Source organism: Lacticaseibacillus sp. 866-1 (assembly GCF_016861825.1).
Classification (GTDB): Bacteria; Bacillota; Bacilli; order Lactobacillales; family Lactobacillaceae; genus Lacticaseibacillus.
On record NZ_BOLU01000035.1, the window covers coordinates 1 to 18,167 of the forward strand.

The window sequence follows — 18,167 nt, forward strand, 5'->3', positions numbered from 1 at the left end:
AGGCGGCGTCCTCAGCCGTTGAGGGGTTGAAATTTTATATACGTGCTCGAAGCGACAATTGATTAATCTCAGGACTGAAGACCATCGGTTTTTTGTACGGACACAAGGCACCAATAAAGCTACGATGAACAACAAGGCCGCCTTCACCGATATTATATCGGCGATGGCGGCTGTTTCATATCATGATTACGAGGGCAAAGCAGAGCGGCGCCCTCAGATAGTTTTTTGTGAAATCAATTACGCCAGAGATTCTGGCTTTCTTTGTAGTGGGGTAGTGTGTGGACCAATATTTCAAGGCGTAATGCGCCGAGAACTGGGCACTACACCAACTTAGGCGCTTACGATTGATTGGTAGGTGTTTACAAGACAAGGAATAATTTATCAGCCACAAAATCGCAAAAGGCCCTCTCGAAAACGAGGGTCCTCCCGAGAACATATTAATCAGCACCAATTGACAACGACCCCGACTTTGACAATGCAGACCCGCGAAGCAATCTCTATAACCAGCCCCGTCGCTGTGCCATGGAATCATGCAGATAACTTGGACTTAGCAACAGATATTTATTGCTAACGATTGTCAACTAACCGATACGCCGCGATGACGTTGTGGCGGCGAACGATTACGCAAAGCGAGCGGCTTGGATTAGGAAAGGTCGCGCTACCTTCAGGTCCAGAATAACGCAACGTTTTAGCGCGCGTGGGGCCAACCACTACAATCCCTTCGTTCGGAATGTTAGTGTTCTGCGGCCAAAAATGTACGGCTAAACCACCGATACTGATGCCCAGAAGCAGGGTAAGACCAAATTGAATGATTGTCTTGATGATTGCCTTTCTTTTCATTATCTGATGTCGAAGACCCTGATCCATTTCAGGGTCTTCTCTCCCTCCTTAGTGTTTGGCTTGACCACGGTGGGGTCAGTCACGCTTACTAAATTATCCTGTATCGCAGAGTTGTCGTTCAGCTTTGTTGCTTTAACGATGAAGCCTGGCATTGCAAGCGTCATTGTGAGAATTAACGTTGGAAGAGTGAAACTTATCTCCTTCGAGAAGAACGTTCCCCTTCAGATGAATAATCTGGTGGTTTTGCGCGGGGTATGTAACCGATTACACAACAAATGTACGCCTAAGTAGGTGAATGTCAATAAGTGTGAATTGCTCTTAGAGTAACGTTCCCTTGATAATTAACTTTTTTACCTCCAGCAGAGTTCCCCCTATTTTTTAATTTCATAGACGTCGCAGTGGCGATTGCGAACCGCTAATGTAATATATATTTGGCATTTGCTTGATCAGGTCGTATACTGATGACGAGGGATAATGGATGAAAAATGAACGCATGCGCGCCGCGCGCACTGCCCGTGATCTGACGCAGGCCGAGCTGGCTCAACGGATCGGCGTGACGCGGCAAACCATTGGGGCCATTGAAAAAGGGGACTACAATCCCACCATTCAGCTTTGCCTGCGGATCTGCAAGGCGTTGGGCAAAACGCTGGACGACTTGTTCTGGGAAGACTGACGCATTAATCGGGAGGTCAAGCTGATGTTTGATGAGAGACAACACCTGCTTCGGTTGCGTGGATTCACCGGCGGCTTTTGGCTGCTGCTCGGACTGCTTGGCCTAAATGGCGCGGCCTCCGCGTTAGTCGGGCATCCAGTCGTGGCTGATCAGGGCACTTTGACTCTGCTGGTCTTTTTTCTGACCATGGTGGCAGTGATCATCTACGACATCTTCACCGGCGCGTATTTGAAGCCTAGTGAGAGCACTCGCATTTTGCTGCTGCTGGGCGGCATCGGCATCATTGAGCTCTTGATCACGGGTCAAGACTATTGGTGGAAGATGACGCTGCATTACGGGGAGCCGCTGGTCGTCCGGGGACAGCTGACGCGCGCTGCTGTCGCCGCGCTGGTGCCCTGGTGTTTCATCTTGATCGGGGCCGCTGCGTTAATTCAATGGTGGCGCGAGCGATCCGGCAGGGTTAAATAGCGCGTGAGGCTGCTGAAGCGATTCAGCAGCCTTTTTTGACCAAATTTGATCGCGGTCAAGGGTCGCCATTATTTTCTCGTTATCGTTATGTAAACTAGTGACAATATTGGCCGAAGCGTGTAAAGTGTTAGCTAGACTGTACCCTCGGAGGTAGACATGGAAAGCTGGTTATTCCTTGGCGCGGTGTTCGGCATCGCCGCCCTGTCGAAAAACAAGGCCCTGATGATCGGCGTCGGGTTCGTGATGCTGCTCAAGCTGGTGCCGGTGCTGCATCCGCTGCTGAAGCTGATGCAGGCCCAAGGCATCAACTGGGGCGTCACGATCATTTCGGCGGCCATCATGGTGCCGATCGCGACCGGTGAGATCACGGTCCAAGATTTGGTGAACGTGATGAAGACGCCGGCGGGCTGGATCGCCATCGCGATGGGCATTCTGGTCGCGGTGCTGTCGTCAAAAGGGGTCGGCCTGCTTGCCGGCAATCCCGAAATGACGGTCGCGCTGGTGTTTGGGACAATCCTGGGCGTGGTGTTCCTCAAGGGCATCGCGGCCGGGCCGGTGATTGCCAGCGGGATGACGTACGTGATCCTCAGCGTGTTTAACTTGATGCCAACGCATTAAAGGAGAAAATGATGAATTTTAACGGGCAAATTATTGACGCGACGGTTTCAGACCTTAATGAGACCCAGGTGTTTGTGCAGTACCAAGGCGTGACGATGAGCGTTGATGCTGCCGAGTTTGAAACGCAGCCTGCCGTGGGCGACGAACTGCACGGTTTCGCGTACGAAAATAAAAGCGGTGCGGACCGCTTTACGACCAAGCTGCCCGAGGTGGGTTACGACCGTTACGCCTTTGGCACAGTCGTTGACGTGCGCAAGGATCTGGGGGTGTTCATCGATATCGGTCTGCCTGACAAGGACCTGGTCCTGTCGTTGGACGACCTGCCAGAGCTGCGCAAACTGTGGCCGGCCAAGGGCGATCGCCTGATGGTGTCGATGCACATCGACAAGGAGCACCGGCTCTGGGCCAAGCTGGCGGACATGAACATGTTCCAGGCCGTGGCCAACCAGGCCAAGCCCGCAATGATGAACGAGGACGTCACCGCCACGGTGTACGCGCTGCGCCTGTCTGGGACCCATGTCATCACCGATGACTATTATCTGGGCTTCATTCACCCCAGCGAGCGCGAGCAGGAGCCGCGGCTCGGCGAGGTCGTGCACGGCCGCGTGATCGGCGTGCGCGACGATGGGACCTTGAACCTGTCGCTGCGCCCGCGCGCTTACGAGGAGATTGGCGACGATGCCGCGATGATCCTGGCCTTCATCGACCACGACCCGAGCAAGTCAATCCCGTACACCGATAAAAGTGATCCGGACGCCATCAAGATGACGTTTGGTATCAGCAAGGGCGCCTTCAAGCGCGCCTTGGGGCACCTGCTGAAGGCGCGCCTGATTGTTGAAGAAAATGGAGTGACCCGTCGTGCCGACCAAAAGTGAACAAGCGCGCGCCGATCTGATCGGGGATTTTGTGCACTACCTGGACATCGAGCGCGGTTTAGCCAAAACGACGCAGGCCAGCTACCGTCAGGACCTGGTCGAATTCACCGCCTGGGTCAACCAGCAAAAGTTGCCAAGTTTTCCGGAAGACCTCGCTTCGATTCAGGCCTTCCTGGCGACGCAGGCGCAGGTCAAGGCCGCGACGTCGCAGAGTCGGATGATTTCGGCCATGCGCAAGTTTTACCGGTACCTCCTGCGCGAAGAGCGCGTGAAGGTCGATCCGATGGCGCTGGTCGACTCACCCAAGCCCGCCAAGCACCTGCCGGCGACGCTGAACGGGCCGGAGATCGACGCGCTGATGGCCGCGCCCGACGTCAACAAGCCACTGGGGCTGCGCGACCGGGCGATTTTTGAGCTGATGTACGCGACCGGGCTGCGGGTCTCCGAGGTGGTCAACTTGCGGCTGGACCAGCTGCACCTGAGTTTGAACCTGCTGGAAGTCACCGGGAAGGGCGACAAGCAGCGCATTGTGCCGGTGTCGCCGCAGGCCGTCGACTGGGTCAATCAGTACCTGCATGACAGCCGGCCGCGCCTGATCAAAAGCGGCAAGCCCAGCGTCGTGTTCGTCAATTTTCACGGCCATCAGCTGACGAGGCAGGGCATCTGGAAGAACCTCAAGGCCTACATTGCCGACCTCGGTATCCAAAAGGACGTCACGCCGCACACACTGCGCCACAGTTTTGCCACGAACTTGCTGGAAAACGGCGCGGACCTGCGGGTGGTGCAGGAGCTTCTTGGCCATGCCGACATCTCCACGACCCAGATCTACACGCACCTGTCCAACAAGAAAATCATGACCGTGTACCATCAGACCCATCCGCGCGGGTGAGTACAAACCCGCCTCGACGGGGAATTTGTTCGCCCTCTTAAGATATGGTAAAGTATCCTAGAGTGTAGTTAATCTGTGGAGGCAATCATGCTAACCAAGTATAAGAATGATTATGCCAAGATCGCGATGGGCTTTTTGTCGTTCATTCCCGACCTGAAGGACATTGATCATCTCAGAACCGAACTGACGCTGTACACGGCGGACAATTCGCATGTGCTGTACCTGTACCGCGAAGCTCCTGGGGAGGACTTCGAAGGGGTCGTCGGCGTGGAGCTGGGCGAAGACTACGTGATGCTGCGGCATCTGTCGCTTTCGCCGGCAGTGCGCTCCGACGAGACGCGGTTTGCGGTGCTGCGCGATTTGTGTGCCGAGTACCCGGATAAGAAACTGATGGGCACGATGGACAACGCCAGCCTGATCGCCGCGTTTTCGAAGCATAGAAAAGAGGATCACGATGGCACTGACGTTGGTGCTGAATGACTTTTCTGGGCCGCTTGACCTGCTTTGGCACCTGATTCGGACCAATGAAGTCGATATTTACGATATTCCGATCGCAGAGATCACTAGCCAATACCTGGCTTACCTGCATGACATGCAGACAGCCCGGCTGGACGTGGCTGGTGATTATTTTGTTATGGCCGCCAGTCTCATGGCGATGAAAAGCAAAATGCTGCTGCCTCAGCCCGAACCGGATCCTGAGGACGAGGACGCCGAGTACGAAGATCCCCGCGCGGGACTGGTCGCCCAGCTGTTGACCTACCAGGTCTACCAAGAGGCGGCCGAACAGCTGCGGGAGCGGGAAACGGCGCGCTCTCAGTCCTATGCCAAGCCTGAGTCCCTGCCCGGCGCCGACGTTCAGGTGCCGATGCGGCCGGGCTCGGTCAAGCTGAACGACATCAGCCGCGCAATGGCGGCGGTGGTCGCGCGGCAGCTGGCAACTAAAACGACGATTGCGCACATCGAAGCGGAGCCGATTTCGGTGGAAAAGCGCATTGCCGAGGTGCTCAAACAAATCGAGGAAGTCGGCAGCTGCCGCTTTGACGCGCTGGTCGCGGTCAATACGGTGGATGGCGTGGTCACCACCTTTTTGGCGATTTTGACGCTGATGAAGGCGGATCAAATCATCTGCGAGCAGTCCGGGCCGTTTGCGCCCATCACCGTGATGAAGAAGGAGGCCGCCTGATGCAGCCTGTGATCGAAGCCATTTTGTACACCGCTGGGGAAGCGGGCGTTGCGCTGAGCGATTTTGCCCAGCTGCTCAACATTTCACCGGCCGCTATGCGCCAGCAGCTGGCCACGTTTGGGCAGGGGCTGGCAGACGATACCAGTCGCGGGCTGATGCTGCAAAGCGCCGACGACCGGTATTATCTGTTGACCAAGCCGGAATACGCAGGCGCCTTGAAGCAGTACTTCGCCGGCCCGCCGCATACCGGGTTGTCTAACGCCGCGCTGGAGGTGCTGGCGATCATCGCCTACCAGCAGCCCATCACGCGCCTGGAAATCGACGACGTGCGCGGGGTGCAAAGCTCCGGCGCCTTGACGACCCTGGCCTCGCGGCAGCTGATCAAGGAGGCCGGGCGCAAGGACGCGCCAGGGCGGCCGATTTTGTACGCCACCACGCCGTTTTTCCTGGACTACTTCGGCCTGCACACCCTAGATGACCTGCCGCCGTTGGATGAGGCCAAGGCCGACCCGACTGAGGTCGACTTGTTCACCGATTTTCGTAACACTTTGCCGGACAGTGCGGCAGATGACGCCCAGTCGGCGCCGTCAGATTCAGAAGCTGCACCAACTGAGGCCACTGACGCGAAGTCAGAGGAAGGATCCAACCATGCCAAGTAAAACCAATGAAGAACGCCTGCAAAAGGCTATCGCTAACGCCGGGGTGGCATCGCGCCGCCACGCTGAGGAGCTGATCGCCGGCGGCCACGTCACCGTTAACGGTGAGGTCGTCACGCAAATGGGCGTCAAAGTCACCAGCCAGGACGCGATCGAAGTTGACGGGGTGCCGCTGAACCAGGAAGAGCAGAAGCAGTACTTCGTGTTCTACAAGCCCCGCGACGTGATCTCGGCCGTGACCGATGACAAGGGCCGCCGCACTGTCACGGACTTTTTTGAGGACGTCAAGGAGCGCATTTACCCCGTCGGCCGGCTCGACTGGGACGCGTCCGGGCTGCTCATCATGACCAACGACGGCGATTTTGCCAACATGCTGATGCACCCGTCTTATAAAGTGGAGAAGAAGTACGTCGTTAAAGTGCAGGGCATTCCGACTCGTGACAAGCTGATGCCGCTGAAAGACGGTCTCGTAGTGGACCACAAGAAGTTGGCGCCGGCGCGCTTCAAGCAAATCAGCTCAGACAAGCTGAAAAATACCGCCATCATCCAGCTGACCATCCATCAAGGCATCAACCACCAGGTCAAAAAGATGTTCAAGGCGATCGGCTATCCGGTCATGAAACTGGCGCGCGAGCAGTACGGCCCGCTGACGCTGGAAGGCCTGCAGCCCGGCGAGTACCGGCCCCTGAAGCGCGAGGAGATCCACGCCCTTGAAGCGCTGGCGCAAAAAGGTTGACAAGCGCTTACATGTGTGGTTATAATTTGTAAGTACTAAAAATTAAATACTGGTTCGTCTTCAGGGGCAGGGTGAAATTCCCGACCGGCGGTGATAGTCCGTGAACCGTGCATGTGCACGGCCGACTTGGTGGAAATCCGAGACCGATAGTATAGTCTAGATAAACGAAGATGGGGCTTATTTTGAATCGACATTCAAGCTAAGGCCTGTTTACCCCCTGGGTAAATGGGTCTTTTTTCGCGCCTTGGCGCAGGCCTCTCTGAAGCAACCACATGGAGGGATATTTCATGTCTGGTTCTAGAGTTCACCGTTTAGTCGGGATCGCATTGCTGTCGGCGGTCGGGTTTGTCTTAATGATGTACCTGGCGTTTCCGATTCTCCCGATGTTTCCGTTTCTCAAGTTGGACCTGTCCGACTTGCTGGTGCTGCTTGGCGGCCTGCTGTACGGCCCAACCGGCGGCATCATGGTCGCGTTTGTCCGCTCGCTGCTCCACTTTGTGCTCACCGGCGGCGGCATTGTCAATTTGATCGGTGACTTGGCGGCGTTCATCGCCTCGGTCGGCTTCATGCTGCCGGTGGTGATGACCATGAAACCCAAGAGCGGCCTGGGTCGCGAGGTCTCTGGCCTGGCGCTTGGCACGCTGAGTTTGACCGTGATCATGAGCCTGCTCAACTGGGTGATCATCATGCCGATGTACCTGGCGGTGATGAGCTTCCCGCTGGGGATGTCCGTGACCCGCTACGTGCTGATTGGCGTCGTGCCGTTCAACCTGATTAAAGGCGCGGTGGTGTCGGTCGTGTTCTTCGCCATCGCCAAGGCTTTGATGCCGTGGTTGGAAAAGCAGCGCGCCCAGCAGCAGGCCACCCACTTACAGTAATTGAGGTAAACGAAAAGTCATCGCCGGCAGACGATGACTTTTTTGATGCGCTAATTCAGGTTGAAGACACGCTCGGCGTTGCGATGCGCAATGGCCTCGCGCTGGCTGACGGAAAGCTTGGCGTCAGTCAGGAAGGTCGCGGCGCTTTCCGGCTGCTTGTATGGGTAGTCAATCGAGTACAGGATGTGCTCAGCGCCCACTTCTTCCAGCAGGAAGTTCAGTTGCGGCTGACTCAGGATGCCGCTTGGCGTCACATAAACATTGTCCCGGTAGTAAGCGGAGAAGTGCCGCTTGAGCCCGGCATACTGGTCCAGCTCGTCATCCAGGCGTTCCAGGAACATCGGGACCAGTTCGCCCCAGTGACCGGATACCAGCTTGAGGTTGGGCAGCTTGTCAAAAATCCCTGACAGGATCATGCGCATCACCTGAATGCCGACGTCCATGTGCCAGCCGTAACCGGCACTGCCGAAGATCCCGGACACGACTTCGGACCAGTGGTCGCTTTCAAAGTAGTGCTGGGTGATGACCGGCGGTACAAACGACGGGTGGAAGTACACCGGCACGTTGAGGTCGGCGGCCGCCTGAAAAATCGGGAAGAAGAACGGGTCATCAAAGAATTTGCCGGCGTAATTGCCTTTGAGCAGGACGCCTTTAAGGCCGAGCTGTTCAACTGCCCGGTGCAGTTCCTGGGCGGCTGCTTCCGGATCGCCAACTGGCAATACGGCCAAGCCGGCGTAACGCGTCGGGGCGACTTGAATGGCTTTGGCCAGCTCGTCATTGGCCAGCTGGCTCAGCGGCACCGCGTCCTTGGGGTCGAGGTTTTGCGGCTGGGCATTGCCATACGAGAGGACCTGCATATCGATGTCATAGCGGTCCATGAATTCCAGCCGGTCCTTGGCCACGTCCTGCATGATGGCCGGTGTCGGCAGGGTCGTTTGCATGTAATGCGCCATTTCTGGACTGACGGTTGGCTGGCTTTGCTGACCGGCAGCGGCGGCCATGGCCTGGGTGACCTTGGCGGATTCAAAATGTTCCTCAACAGTGATGACTTTCATCATTTATCGACTCCTTTACTTGTTCATCGTTAGTATACGAGGCGAGAATCAATTAGCGGAACAGCTTTATGAAACAAAAGCGGCAAAAGGTGTCATTGCTGAAGAACAAAAACAGCCGGCACTTGGCCGACTGCGAAATCTATTTCTGTTTATCGTTGAACGGCTGCTCGCTGTGCTGTATCGCACCAGTCGGGCAGCGGCGGAAGGCAATTTTCAAATCGATCAAATCGGCCGGGTCGACCGGCTTGGTGCCGGTGTTGCCATCCGGGTGGTAGCTGGCGATGCCTTCGCTGTCGTAATCAAACAGCTGCGGCGCCAGCATTTGGCAGAGCCCGCAAGCAATGCAGGCAGCCCGGTCGACATGCGCGTATACTGGTTTCATAGACTCACTTCCGAGGGAAAAGATGTTAACAGATTTTGTGGTGCAATTATTTGATGACCAGCCGCGGCGCGAAACCGCGGTGTACATGCTGCTGAACGGCAAAAAGACGCTGTCGGTCTTATTTGCCGCGCTCCAGCATGGCCAGCTGCAATGGCTTCAGCTTTACCCTACGCTGGCGCGCAAGGATTTTCAAGCGGCGATCAAGCAGCTGACGGCAAGCGGCGCCTTGTCCAACACGGCTACTGGCCTCGTGCTGGCGGAGCCGCAGGCCAAGGCGGAGGCGGCCAAGCGGGTGGCGTTGCCCACGCATTTTCAGCCTTGGATGGGCGTGCGCGAGTTTGAGCTGCGCCTGCTGCTGGGCGTGCAGGCGGTTTCCGAGGCCGCGTACCACAACAACCATTACCAGCCCGCAGTGCGGGACTGGGCGGTCCAGCAGTACGTGCGGCGCTGGTACGGCCAGGCGCGGCACGCCGATTTTGCCGGCGAACTCACGGCGGCCTTTGCCCTGCTGCCGGCCGCTTCGGCCAATCGGCTGGCCAAGCATCTGATCGGCCATGATTTTGTCGGCGGAGCGCAGGCCGAAAATCTGGCCGGCGAATTCAGGCACCTCGACGATTTGGCTCAGCTGGTGGCGCTGATCGCTGGTCACACTGACTGGCCAGCGCTGCAAAGCCTGTGGGGCGGCCGGGTGGCCCTGCTGTCGCCGAGCAACTATCGCGCCTGCCAGCTGATTGATGCCGGGCAGACCCGCGAGCAGGTGGGCCTTTCCCTGCACCTAAAGCCCAGCACCGTCAACGAGCACCTGCTGGCGGCCGCGATTTTTGGCTGGCAGCCGCCCATCCAGGCGCTCTATCCGCCCGCCTTGCTTCACGCGTTTGCGGCGGCGGATCCGCACGAGCAGGACTATCAGAAGTTGCTGGCCGCGCTGCCTGACGCCGAGTTTTTCCATGTGCGGCTGTTTCAAATCTTGAATCTGCAGGGGAGGTGGCCGCGTGGCTGACTTAAAGTCCTACTTAAACACTCAGTTTGGCTTCAACGACTTTCGGCCTGGCCAGGCGGAGATTATTCGGGCGGTCTTAAACGGCGAAGACGTGCTTGGCGTGCTGCCCACCGGCAGCGGGAAGACCTTGTGCTATCAGCTGCCGGGCCGTCTGCTCGACGGGCTGGTCGTGGTGGTCGAGCCGCTGTTGGCCTTGATGGAGGACCAGGTGGCCCGCCTTCAGGCCAGTGGCGAAAAGCGGGTGGTGTCGCTGTCCAGTCGGCTGCTGCCGGCCGACTTTAACCAAGTGCTGAACCATTTGGCCAGCGAAAAATTTGTGTTCCTGGCGCCCGAGACGCTGGGGCGCCCCGATGTGCTGGCGCAGCTGCGACGGCTTGCCGTCAGCCTGTTTGTCGTGGACGAGGCCCACTGCATCTCGCAGTGGGGGCCGGATTTTCGTCCGGCCTACTTGCAGCTCGGCCAGTTTCGCCGGGCCTTGCAGCCAGGCGCGACGCTGGCTTTGACGGCCACCGCGCCGCTGAAGGTGCAGCAAGACATCATCCAGGGACTGAACTTGACGCAGCCGAAGCGCCTGATCACCTCGGTCGACCGGCCAAACTTGTTCATGGGCTTTGAAACGGTCGAAGGCCCCAAGCAAAAACAGGCCCGGGCGCTGGCAGTGGTCCAGCAGGTGCAAGGACCGAAGATCTTGTATTTTGACCGCAAGAAAGAGGCGGAGCGTTATGCTCAGCTGCTGCAGGCGCAAGGCATTGCCGCGGCGTTTTACCACGCCGGGCTGGCCACCCTGGAGCGCGACCGGATCCAGCGGCAGTTCATGGCCAACCAGCTGGCAGTGATCTGTGCGACCAGCGCGTTTGGCATGGGCATCGATAAGCCCGATGTGCGCTTAGTGCTTTACCTGCACCTGCCGGAATCGCTTGAAGCCTATTCGCAGGGCATCGGCCGCGCCGGCCGCGACGGGCAAAAGTCGGCGACGCTGGTGCTGCTTGAGCCGAACGACCTGAACCGTGCTGGCCAGTTTGCCGCCAGCCTGCCGGACCAGCAGCTGATCGAGACCATTTTCAAACACCCCAGTGCCTACACCGACTTCGACGATCCGCAAGTGGCCCTGATCGAGGCCTACATTCAGGCCGGCTTCACGCAAGCGCAGGTGGAAGCCCAGCTGGCTTCGCGGCGTGGGGAGAAGCAGAAGAGCTTTGAGGCCATCGCGGCCCTTGCGACCACCAGCGAGTGCAAGCGGACCACGCTGCTGCGGCATTTTGACTCCACCGGCGCTGCCCACACCGACTTTTGCTGCGGCGCACTGACGGCCGTGGTGGTCGCTCAGCTGGCCCCGGGGGCCGCGGTCAAACCCCGCCAATCCCAGGATTGGCAACAAATTTTCGCGCGTATCTTTAAACAGAATTAAAAATCGACGTGATTAAATATGATACAATAGCTCTAGTATGCAAGGAGGACCGTTTCAATGAATAAGAAAACCGATCACAAACAGCCTGATGACGCGGACAAGAGCCAACCGTGGAATAAGCAGTTCGAAGACGATCGCGATGACGAGGGCAACCTTTCCCGAGTCGCGACGCGCAAAAAATCTCGCGGTACCAGGGTGCTTCAGTACGTCTTATGGGGCCTGATCGCCTTGTTCATTATCGTGCCGGTGGCTTATAACGCGATTTCCAGCAACTCCAGTAATAATAATAGCAATGATAAAATTGCTGTTTCCAGCGGCAGTAAGAAGTCGAGCTCAAGCACCAGCAGCAAGAAGAAAAAGCACCGCGCCTCCAGCAGCAAATCGAGCAGCCAGTCATCGAGCAGTACACAGCCGGCCAGCTCAAGCAGCACGGCTTCCAGCAGCACGCCGGCAAGCAGCTCATCCAGCGTTGCCTCCTCGAGCAGCGCGTCATCCAGCTCTAGCACGGCGGCGGGTTACTACACCGTCAAGCAAGGGGATAACGCTTATCGTATCGCGGTTAACCACGGCATTTCGCTCAGCCAATTCTACCAGTGGAACGGTCAAGGCACCTTGACCCCTGGCAAATCAGTGCGAATCAAATAAGAATTCAGTGAGTCGAGGCGAACCCTCGGCTCTTTTTTGGGTATAATGACTGCAGTAAGCGGCGCGGGGGCTGCCCCAAGCCAGCGAGGAGGAGTTTTCAGTATGCAGATTGCCATTGACGGCCCGGCGGGGTCGGGCAAAAGCACCATTGCCAAGTTAGTCGCCACCAAGTTGGGGTTCATCTACTGTGACACCGGGGCGATGTATCGCACGGCTACCGTCATGGCCAAGCAAAAGGGCATCGACTACGGGGATGAGGCCGCGATCATGGCCGCACTGCGCGGGCTGGACATCACTTTCAAGCCCAGTCCAGACGGCCAGCTGGTCTTCATGGCTGGCCAGGACGTGACCTTGGCCATTCGCCAGGAGGAAACCACCAACAACGTCAGCCAGGTATCGGCACTGCCCAAGGTGCGCGAGGAAATGGTCCGCCGCCAGCGCGAAATTGCAGCCAATCACGATATTGTGATGGACGGGCGCGACATCGGCACGACCGTGTTGCCTGACGCCGAGGTGAAAATTTACATGGTCGCCTCGGTCGCGACGCGCGCCCAGCGCCGGTACAAGGAAAACGTGGAAAAGGGCATCATGACGCCGGTTGCCAAGCTGGAAGAAGAGATTGCCGAGCGCGACCGCAAGGACTCGACGCGCGCGGTTTCGCCGCTGCGCAAAGCGGCCGATGCCGTCGAAATCGATTCCAGCCACATGACAATCGATGACGAGGTGCAAACCATCATTGACATTGTCAACAAAAAGCGGTTAAAAACGCAAAACTAAATGTTGGTATTTTGCCCCGTATCGGGTACAATAGATTAAGTATGACAGTCGTATAGGAGGAATTTTCTGGCATGAGTGAAAAGAATGAGTCAAGCGAAAACACCGAAACAATGGCGGACGCGCTGAAGAGCGTTGAAACTGTTCACATCGGCGACACCGTAAAAGGTGAAGTATTAGCAGTCGAAGACAAGCAACTGGTTGTAGGGATCGAGGGCACCGGCGTTGAGGGTGTCGTTCCTCTTAAAGAGTTATCCACTCAGCCAATCGATGACATCAACTCGGTTGCTAAAGTCGGCGACAAGCTCGACCTGGTCGTGATCTCCACGATCGGCAAGGACAAGGAAAACGGTCAGTACCTGCTTTCCAAGCGTCGCCTCGAAGCCCAAAAGGTTTGGAAAGACATCCAGGCCAAGGCCGATGCCGGTGAGACCATCACCGCACCAGTCACATCCGTCGTTAAAGGCGGCTTGGTCGTTAACGCCGGCGTGCGTGGGTTCGTCCCAGCAAGCATGGTTTCCGACCACTTCGTTGAAGACCTGTCTCAGTACAAGGGTCAGGAACTGGAATTCAAGATCATCGAGATCGAGCCAAGCGAAAACCGCTTGATCTTGTCTCACCGTGCGATTGTTGAAGCCGGCAAGGCTGAAGCTCGCAAGGAGATCTTTGCGAAGATCCAGCCTGGCGACACGGTTGAAGGCAAGGTTGCCCGGCTCACCAACTTTGGTGCGTTCGTTGACCTTGGCGGCGTCGATGGTCTGGTCCACGTGTCCGAAATCAGTTTCGATCACGTTGACAAGCCAAGCGACGTGCTGAAGGTTGGTCAGGACATCAAGGTCAAGGTTTTGGCCGTTGATCCTGATCGCAACCGCATCAGCCTGTCCATCAAGGCGACGTTGCCGCAGCCTTGGGATGACATCGAAGAAAAGGCACCGGCCGGCTCTGTTCTGACCGGGACTGTTAAGCGCCTGACCAGCTTCGGCGCATTTGTTGAAGTCTTCCCTGGCGTTGAGGGTCTGGTTCACATTTCCCAGATTTCTCACGAGCACATTGCAACGCCTCAGGATGTTCTGAGCGAAGGGCAAGAGATTCAGGTCAAGGTTTTGTCTGTTGACCCAGATCAGCACCGTCTGGCGCTGTCCATCAAAGCGCTGACCGAAGCGCCTGAAGGCAGCAGCGACGATCGCCCACGCAGCAACGGCGGCAACAATAACCGCGGTGGCAACAGTCGTGGCGGCGATCGCGGTGGCCGTCGTGGCGGCCGCAGCGAACACACTCAGATTCCGGCTGAATATCAGCAGGACGATTCAGGCTTCTCAATGGGCGATTTGCTCGGCGACGCGCTGAAGAACCTGAGCACGCCGAACGATGAGAAGGACGACAAAGACAACAAGTAAGCAATTGCTTTTTGGCCGAGGCAGAGATGCCTCGGTTTTTATATGTAAGGTGCGAAGGTGCGCAGGCTTGGCGTACTTAGCCTGACGATTAGCCGCTACGCATGTCAGACTGTACGCCATGAACGGCTACAGTCTGATCATAGCCCAAGGCATTGCCGCCGTATTTTGGCGGCGAGTCCTTGGGCGTAGCTAAGCGCTCAGGCGTTGATCAGCCTGTACGAGCAAAGCGAGCTACAGGGTGACGTGCGTTAGCTGCCAAGCCGTAGCCCGATTAGATGAGGTGCGCACTTGGTCGCACCTCCAAACGCGAGGGCCCCATTACCTGAAGGGGTCCGGTTTTATAGAAAGGGAAGATAATTCTATGGTACTCCCCACATTAGCAATCGTCGGCCGGCCCAATGTCGGCAAATCGACGATTTTTAACCGCATGATCGGCGAGCGTGTCTCAATCGTCGAAGACACCCCAGGTGTGACCCGGGACCGGATCTACGCCAAGGCCGAATGGCTGGGCAGGCAATTTGCCCTGATCGACACCGGCGGGATTGACATCGGCGACGAGCCGTTTTTGCAGCAGATCTCGGACCAGGCGGAAATCGCCATCGATGAGGCCGACGTGATCCTGTTTCTGACCAGTGTCGAAGCCGGCGTCACCGACGCCGACGAGCGCGTGGCGCAGATCCTCTACAAGGCAGACAAGCCGGTGGTGCTCGCCGTTAACAAGGTCGATAACCCGGAGCGGCGCAACGACATTTACGACTTTTATAGTCTGGGCTTTGGCGAGCCGTACCCGCTGTCTGGGAGCCATGGCATTGGCCTGGGCGACGTGCTGGACGCGGTGTTTGCCGCGTTTCCTGACGAAGGCCAGGACACTGAGGACGACTCGATCAAGTTTTCCTTCATTGGCCGGCCGAATGTCGGCAAGTCTTCGCTGGTCAATGCCATCCTGGGCGAAGAACGGGTCATTGTCAGCCCCATCGAGGGCACGACACGTGATGCGATCGACACCAAGTTCGAGCACGGCGGCCAGGAGTTCACCATGATCGACACCGCCGGGATCCGCAAACGCGGCAAGGTGTATGAAAGCACGGAAAAATACGCCGTCATGCGCGCGTTGCGGGCAATCGACCGCTCCGATGTGGTGTTGGTGGTGCTGGATGCGGAAACCGGGATTCGCGAGCAGGATAAAAAGGTTGCCGGGTACGCACACGAAGCCGGCCGCGGGATCATCATCGTGGTCAACAAGTGGGACACGCTAAAAGAGAAAGATAACCACACGATTCAGGAATTTGAACAGCACGTGCGAGACGAATTCCAGTACCTGGACTACGCACCGATCGTTTTTGTATCAGCAAAGACGCATCAGCGCCTGACAAACCTGCCGGCAATGATCCAGACGGTTTCAGAAAATCAGAATCGCCGCATTCAGAGTGCTGTACTCAACGACGTTTTGCTCGATGCGCTGGCGGTCACGCCGACGCCGACAATCAACGGCAAGCGCCTGCGCATTTACTACATGACGCAGGTGGCCGTCAAACCCCCGACATTCGTGGTTTTCGTCAACGATCCGGACCTGCTGCACTTCTCTTATGAGCGCTTTCTCATTAACCAGTTGCGCAAGACGTTCGATTTTGAGGGCACGCCGATTCATTTAATCGCCAGAAAGCGGAAATAACGGGGTTTACCCAAGCCCGAGAGTATCTGGTTCCTTTTCAGCGATATGTTTTCATATCCCTTCTACTTTTTTGATGATAATGGGAAAAAACCTTGCTACGCCGGGGTTTGTGTGTTATCTTGAAAATTGAAATGGTGATACCGGTTTATCATTTTTTCCTCATTCTTGGAAACCAAGATTGGGTATTTGGGTGATTGACCCAAATCTATACGGAGGTGAATAGATCATGGCAAATAAAGCAGAATTGATCGAAAATGTTGCAACTTCAACCGGCTTGACAAAGAAGGATGCAACGGCAGCTGTAGATGCAGTATTTAGCTCCATCCAGGCTTCCTTGGCTAAAGGCGAGAAGGTTCAACTGATCGGCTTTGGTAACTTCGAAGTACGCGAACGCGCTGCTCGTAAGGGCCGCAACCCGCAAACTGGCGCAGAGATCAAGATCCCTGCATCAAAAGTACCTGCATTCAAGCCTGGTAAGGCACTCAAGGACGCTGTTAAGTAGTCTCCTTGGAGCAATGATAGGTTTATCGAAACGGGTTCGAACACTAGTTGTTCGAGCCCGTTTTTTCAGGAGGTAGTTATGAGCTATTCTGAGCAGATGCTCCAAGCCCTCGAGCAGGGTAAGATGGAAGAGTCGCGCAACTTGTTTCAGTCCGTCTTAAAGCACGACGACGACGAAACCAAGTTCAACCTGGCCGGCGAATTATACGCGCTAGGCTTCACCGGGCAGGCCAAGCGGCTTTACCAAGAGCTGATGGGCAAGTACCCGGATGAAGATGAGATCAAAACGGCGCTGGCCGACATTGCCGTGGGTGATGGCGACACTGATGAGGCGCTCAACCTGCTGGCCAAGGTCACGCCAGACTCCGACGCGTACCCGCAGGCGCTGCTGGCCGAAGCGGACGTCTACCAGACCCAGGGCCTGTATGAAGTCGCCGAGCAGAAGCTGCTGGAGGCCCAGCGGCTGGTGCCGGACGAGCCGGTGGTCACGTTTGCCTTAGGGGAGTTGTACTTCGCCTGGGGCCGAGATGATCAGGCCGCGCTCGCGTATTCTCAGCTGATCAACGCCGGTGTGGACTCACTGGCCCATGTCGACATCAAAGCCCGTTACGCGGCCACGCTGGGCCATCTGGGGCAGTATGAGGACGCAGTGGCCGTGTACGAAGATGTGGGGGTCGCGAAACTGAATCCTGACAGCCTGCTTCAGCTGGGCAGCTTGTACAGCCAGCTGGATCAACCCAAAGACGCGATCGAAACGCTGACGGGCCTGATCGAAGGCGACCCGTCCTTTGCTAACGCCTACCTGCCGCTGGCCATGGCCCAGCAGAAAAACGGCGACGAGGCGGCGGCCCTGACCACCGTTCAAAAAGGCATCGAGCAGGACGCCACCAACCCCGAGCTTTTCGCCTTGGGGGCCAGCCTGGCGATCAAGGAAGAGAACCTGGAGCTGGCCGAAAGCTACCTGAAAAAGGCGCGTGCCATTGATCCGGAAAACCAGGCCGTTGCACTGTCCTGGAGCAACCTGCTGCTGGCCCAGCACAAAGACGAAGACAACGTGGCCTTTTTGGAGGCACTGGACAAGTCCGACGAGGTCGATCCGCAAATTTACTGGAATCTGGCGAAAAGCTACGACCGGTTGGATGACGTCGCTAAGGCCCGGGAGAATTACCTGCTGGCATTTAACGCGCTGCAAGGATCCGCGGATTTTCTGCACGACATCATCGACTTCTTCCAGTCCACCGGCGCCACAGCCGAGTTGAAAGCGGCTTTGACCCGGTACCTGAAGTTGGTGCCGGATGACGTCGAGATGCAGGATCGGCTCGATGAGCTGACCGACGAAACGCAGGACTAAAATAAGCCTTCCGCTTGCAGCGGAAGGCTTTTGTGGCGCTACGATATTTGGAGTTGAAAGGCATCTTGCCTCGAAACTCCTTTTTATATACCATTTTTATGTCTGAGCACACAAAGAGGACATTACACTGTCCCTTGTCTGCTCTCCGACCAAAGAAATTAGAAAT

21 protein-coding genes and 1 riboswitch are annotated in these 18,167 nt (G+C 56.8%); of the genes, 18 read left to right on the forward strand and 3 right to left on the reverse strand.

Features of this window, described 5'->3' with window-relative positions:
• Positions 1–567: 567 nt before the first annotated feature.
• Complete coding sequence (locus JUE30_RS10035) at positions 568–867, reverse strand: hypothetical protein (RefSeq protein ID WP_125754870.1); 300 nt, start codon at positions 865–867, stop codon at positions 568–570.
• Positions 868–1,318: 451 nt separating this feature from the next.
• Between JUE30_RS10035 and JUE30_RS10040 the strand changes: the two genes are divergently transcribed.
• The 10 genes from JUE30_RS10040 (at position 1,319) to JUE30_RS10085 (ending at position 7,816) form a co-directional block, all read left to right on the forward strand.
• On the forward strand, positions 1,319–1,513 hold the full coding sequence (locus tag JUE30_RS10040; RefSeq protein ID WP_125754871.1) for a helix-turn-helix transcriptional regulator: 195 nt from the start codon (positions 1,319–1,321) through the stop codon (positions 1,511–1,513).
• Between the two features lie 24 nt (positions 1,514–1,537).
• Entirely contained in the window at positions 1,538–1,981 is a 444-nt protein-coding gene (locus JUE30_RS10045) for a hypothetical protein (protein ID WP_203624727.1), read from the forward strand.
• Positions 1,982–2,137: 156 nt separating this feature from the next.
• A complete protein-coding gene (locus tag JUE30_RS10050; RefSeq protein WP_203624728.1) occupies positions 2,138–2,599 on the forward strand; it encodes a DUF441 domain-containing protein in 462 nt (153 codons plus the stop codon).
• 11 nt (positions 2,600–2,610) lie between these two features.
• The gene (locus tag JUE30_RS10055; RefSeq protein WP_203624739.1) at positions 2,611–3,474 is read left to right on the forward strand and encodes a S1-like domain-containing RNA-binding protein; all 864 of its coding nucleotides are present in this window, start codon (positions 2,611–2,613) and stop codon (positions 3,472–3,474) included.
• Entirely contained in the window at positions 3,458–4,363 is a 906-nt protein-coding gene (gene xerD, locus JUE30_RS10060; RefSeq protein WP_239061405.1) for a site-specific tyrosine recombinase XerD, read from the forward strand. Before JUE30_RS10055 ends, xerD begins: the two co-directional genes overlap by 17 nt.
• An 87-nt stretch (positions 4,364–4,450) precedes the next feature.
• Positions 4,451–4,843 carry an N-acetyltransferase gene (locus JUE30_RS10065; protein WP_203624729.1) on the forward strand — a complete coding sequence of 131 codons (393 nt, stop codon included), beginning with the start codon at positions 4,451–4,453 and terminating at the stop codon, positions 4,841–4,843.
• Positions 4,818–5,546, forward strand: coding sequence for a ScpA family protein (locus JUE30_RS10070; protein WP_203624730.1), 729 nt, complete (start codon positions 4,818–4,820; stop codon positions 5,544–5,546). Before JUE30_RS10065 ends, JUE30_RS10070 begins: the two co-directional genes overlap by 26 nt.
• Positions 5,546–6,205 carry an SMC-Scp complex subunit ScpB gene (gene scpB, locus JUE30_RS10075; protein WP_203624731.1) on the forward strand — a complete coding sequence of 220 codons (660 nt, stop codon included), beginning with the start codon at positions 5,546–5,548 and terminating at the stop codon, positions 6,203–6,205. Before JUE30_RS10070 ends, scpB begins: the two co-directional genes overlap by 1 nt.
• A complete protein-coding gene (locus JUE30_RS10080; protein WP_203624732.1) occupies positions 6,195–6,938 on the forward strand; it encodes a pseudouridine synthase in 744 nt (247 codons plus the stop codon). The genes scpB and JUE30_RS10080 overlap by 11 nt, the downstream gene beginning before the upstream one ends.
• Positions 6,939–6,990: 52 nt before the next feature.
• A riboswitch (FMN riboswitch) is annotated at positions 6,991–7,114 on the forward strand.
• Positions 7,115–7,225: 111 nt separating this feature from the next.
• Positions 7,226–7,816: an ECF transporter S component gene (locus tag JUE30_RS10085; protein ID WP_203624733.1), complete on the forward strand. Its 591-nt coding sequence runs from the start codon at positions 7,226–7,228 to the stop codon at positions 7,814–7,816.
• 50 nt (positions 7,817–7,866) lie between these two features.
• Here the strand turns inward: JUE30_RS10085 and JUE30_RS10090 are convergent, their stop codons facing one another.
• The gene (locus JUE30_RS10090; protein ID WP_239061406.1) at positions 7,867–8,874 is read right to left on the reverse strand and encodes an amidohydrolase family protein; all 1,008 of its coding nucleotides are present in this window, start codon (positions 8,872–8,874) and stop codon (positions 7,867–7,869) included.
• 136 nt (positions 8,875–9,010) lie between these two features.
• Positions 9,011–9,253 (reverse strand): ferredoxin, encoded by a 243-nt coding sequence (locus tag JUE30_RS10095; protein ID WP_203624734.1) that lies wholly within the window; start codon positions 9,251–9,253, stop codon positions 9,011–9,013.
• Positions 9,254–9,275: 22 nt separating this feature from the next.
• Between JUE30_RS10095 and JUE30_RS10100 the strand changes: the two genes are divergently transcribed.
• The 8 genes from JUE30_RS10100 to JUE30_RS10135 all read left to right on the forward strand — a co-directional run bounded on the left by JUE30_RS10100 (position 9,276) and on the right by JUE30_RS10135 (position 18,001).
• A complete protein-coding gene (locus JUE30_RS10100) occupies positions 9,276–10,253 on the forward strand; it encodes a hypothetical protein (RefSeq protein ID WP_203624735.1) in 978 nt (325 codons plus the stop codon).
• Positions 10,246–11,661 carry an ATP-dependent DNA helicase RecQ gene (locus JUE30_RS10105; protein ID WP_203624736.1) on the forward strand — a complete coding sequence of 472 codons (1,416 nt, stop codon included), beginning with the start codon at positions 10,246–10,248 and terminating at the stop codon, positions 11,659–11,661. The genes JUE30_RS10100 and JUE30_RS10105 overlap by 8 nt, the downstream gene beginning before the upstream one ends.
• Before the next feature lie 57 nt (positions 11,662–11,718).
• Positions 11,719–12,306, forward strand: a complete 588-nt coding sequence (locus JUE30_RS10110; RefSeq protein WP_203624737.1) for a LysM domain-containing protein — start codon at positions 11,719–11,721, stop codon at positions 12,304–12,306.
• Positions 12,307–12,408: 102 nt separating this feature from the next.
• Positions 12,409–13,083 carry a (d)CMP kinase gene (gene cmk / locus JUE30_RS10115; protein WP_125754885.1) on the forward strand — a complete coding sequence of 225 codons (675 nt, stop codon included), beginning with the start codon at positions 12,409–12,411 and terminating at the stop codon, positions 13,081–13,083.
• 71 nt (positions 13,084–13,154) lie between these two features.
• A complete protein-coding gene (gene rpsA / locus JUE30_RS10120; protein WP_125754886.1) occupies positions 13,155–14,477 on the forward strand; it encodes a 30S ribosomal protein S1 in 1,323 nt (440 codons plus the stop codon).
• 361 nt (positions 14,478–14,838) lie between these two features.
• Entirely contained in the window at positions 14,839–16,149 is a 1,311-nt protein-coding gene (der, locus tag JUE30_RS10125) for a ribosome biogenesis GTPase Der (protein ID WP_125754887.1), read from the forward strand.
• Between the two features lie 226 nt (positions 16,150–16,375).
• Positions 16,376–16,651, forward strand: a complete 276-nt coding sequence (locus tag JUE30_RS10130) for an HU family DNA-binding protein (RefSeq protein WP_125584527.1) — start codon at positions 16,376–16,378, stop codon at positions 16,649–16,651.
• A gap of 78 nt (positions 16,652–16,729) precedes the next feature.
• Entirely contained in the window at positions 16,730–18,001 is a 1,272-nt protein-coding gene (locus JUE30_RS10135) for a lipopolysaccharide assembly protein LapB (RefSeq protein WP_203624738.1), read from the forward strand.
• The last annotated feature ends 166 nt before the right edge of the window (positions 18,002–18,167 follow it).

Bases quoted from the DNA above. Each gene is read 5' to 3' on its own strand.
- JUE30_RS10035 (WP_125754870.1), bottom strand. From the start codon at position 867: ATGGATCAGGGTCTTCGACATCAGATAATGAAAAGAAAGGCAATCATC.
- JUE30_RS10040 (WP_125754871.1), top strand. From the start codon at position 1,319: ATGAAAAATGAACGCATGCGCGCCGCGCGCACTGCCCGTGATCTGACG.
- JUE30_RS10045 (WP_203624727.1), top strand. From the start codon at position 1,538: ATGTTTGATGAGAGACAACACCTGCTTCGGTTGCGTGGATTCACCGGC.
- JUE30_RS10050 (WP_203624728.1), top strand. From the start codon at position 2,138: ATGGAAAGCTGGTTATTCCTTGGCGCGGTGTTCGGCATCGCCGCCCTG.
- JUE30_RS10055 (WP_203624739.1), top strand. From the start codon at position 2,611: ATGAATTTTAACGGGCAAATTATTGACGCGACGGTTTCAGACCTTAAT.
- JUE30_RS10065 (WP_203624729.1), top strand. From the start codon at position 4,451: ATGCTAACCAAGTATAAGAATGATTATGCCAAGATCGCGATGGGCTTT.
- JUE30_RS10070 (WP_203624730.1), top strand. From the start codon at position 4,818: ATGGCACTGACGTTGGTGCTGAATGACTTTTCTGGGCCGCTTGACCTG.
- scpB (WP_203624731.1), top strand. From the start codon at position 5,546: ATGCAGCCTGTGATCGAAGCCATTTTGTACACCGCTGGGGAAGCGGGC.
- JUE30_RS10080 (WP_203624732.1), top strand. From the start codon at position 6,195: ATGCCAAGTAAAACCAATGAAGAACGCCTGCAAAAGGCTATCGCTAAC.
- JUE30_RS10085 (WP_203624733.1), top strand. From the start codon at position 7,226: ATGTCTGGTTCTAGAGTTCACCGTTTAGTCGGGATCGCATTGCTGTCG.
- JUE30_RS10090 (WP_239061406.1), bottom strand. From the start codon at position 8,874: ATGATGAAAGTCATCACTGTTGAGGAACATTTTGAATCCGCCAAGGTC.
- JUE30_RS10095 (WP_203624734.1), bottom strand. From the start codon at position 9,253: ATGAAACCAGTATACGCGCATGTCGACCGGGCTGCCTGCATTGCTTGC.
- JUE30_RS10100 (WP_203624735.1), top strand. From the start codon at position 9,276: ATGTTAACAGATTTTGTGGTGCAATTATTTGATGACCAGCCGCGGCGC.
- JUE30_RS10110 (WP_203624737.1), top strand. From the start codon at position 11,719: ATGAATAAGAAAACCGATCACAAACAGCCTGATGACGCGGACAAGAGC.
- cmk (WP_125754885.1), top strand. From the start codon at position 12,409: ATGCAGATTGCCATTGACGGCCCGGCGGGGTCGGGCAAAAGCACCATT.
- rpsA (WP_125754886.1), top strand. From the start codon at position 13,155: ATGAGTGAAAAGAATGAGTCAAGCGAAAACACCGAAACAATGGCGGAC.
- der (WP_125754887.1), top strand. From the start codon at position 14,839: ATGGTACTCCCCACATTAGCAATCGTCGGCCGGCCCAATGTCGGCAAA.
- JUE30_RS10130 (WP_125584527.1), top strand. From the start codon at position 16,376: ATGGCAAATAAAGCAGAATTGATCGAAAATGTTGCAACTTCAACCGGC.
- JUE30_RS10135 (WP_203624738.1), top strand. From the start codon at position 16,730: ATGAGCTATTCTGAGCAGATGCTCCAAGCCCTCGAGCAGGGTAAGATG.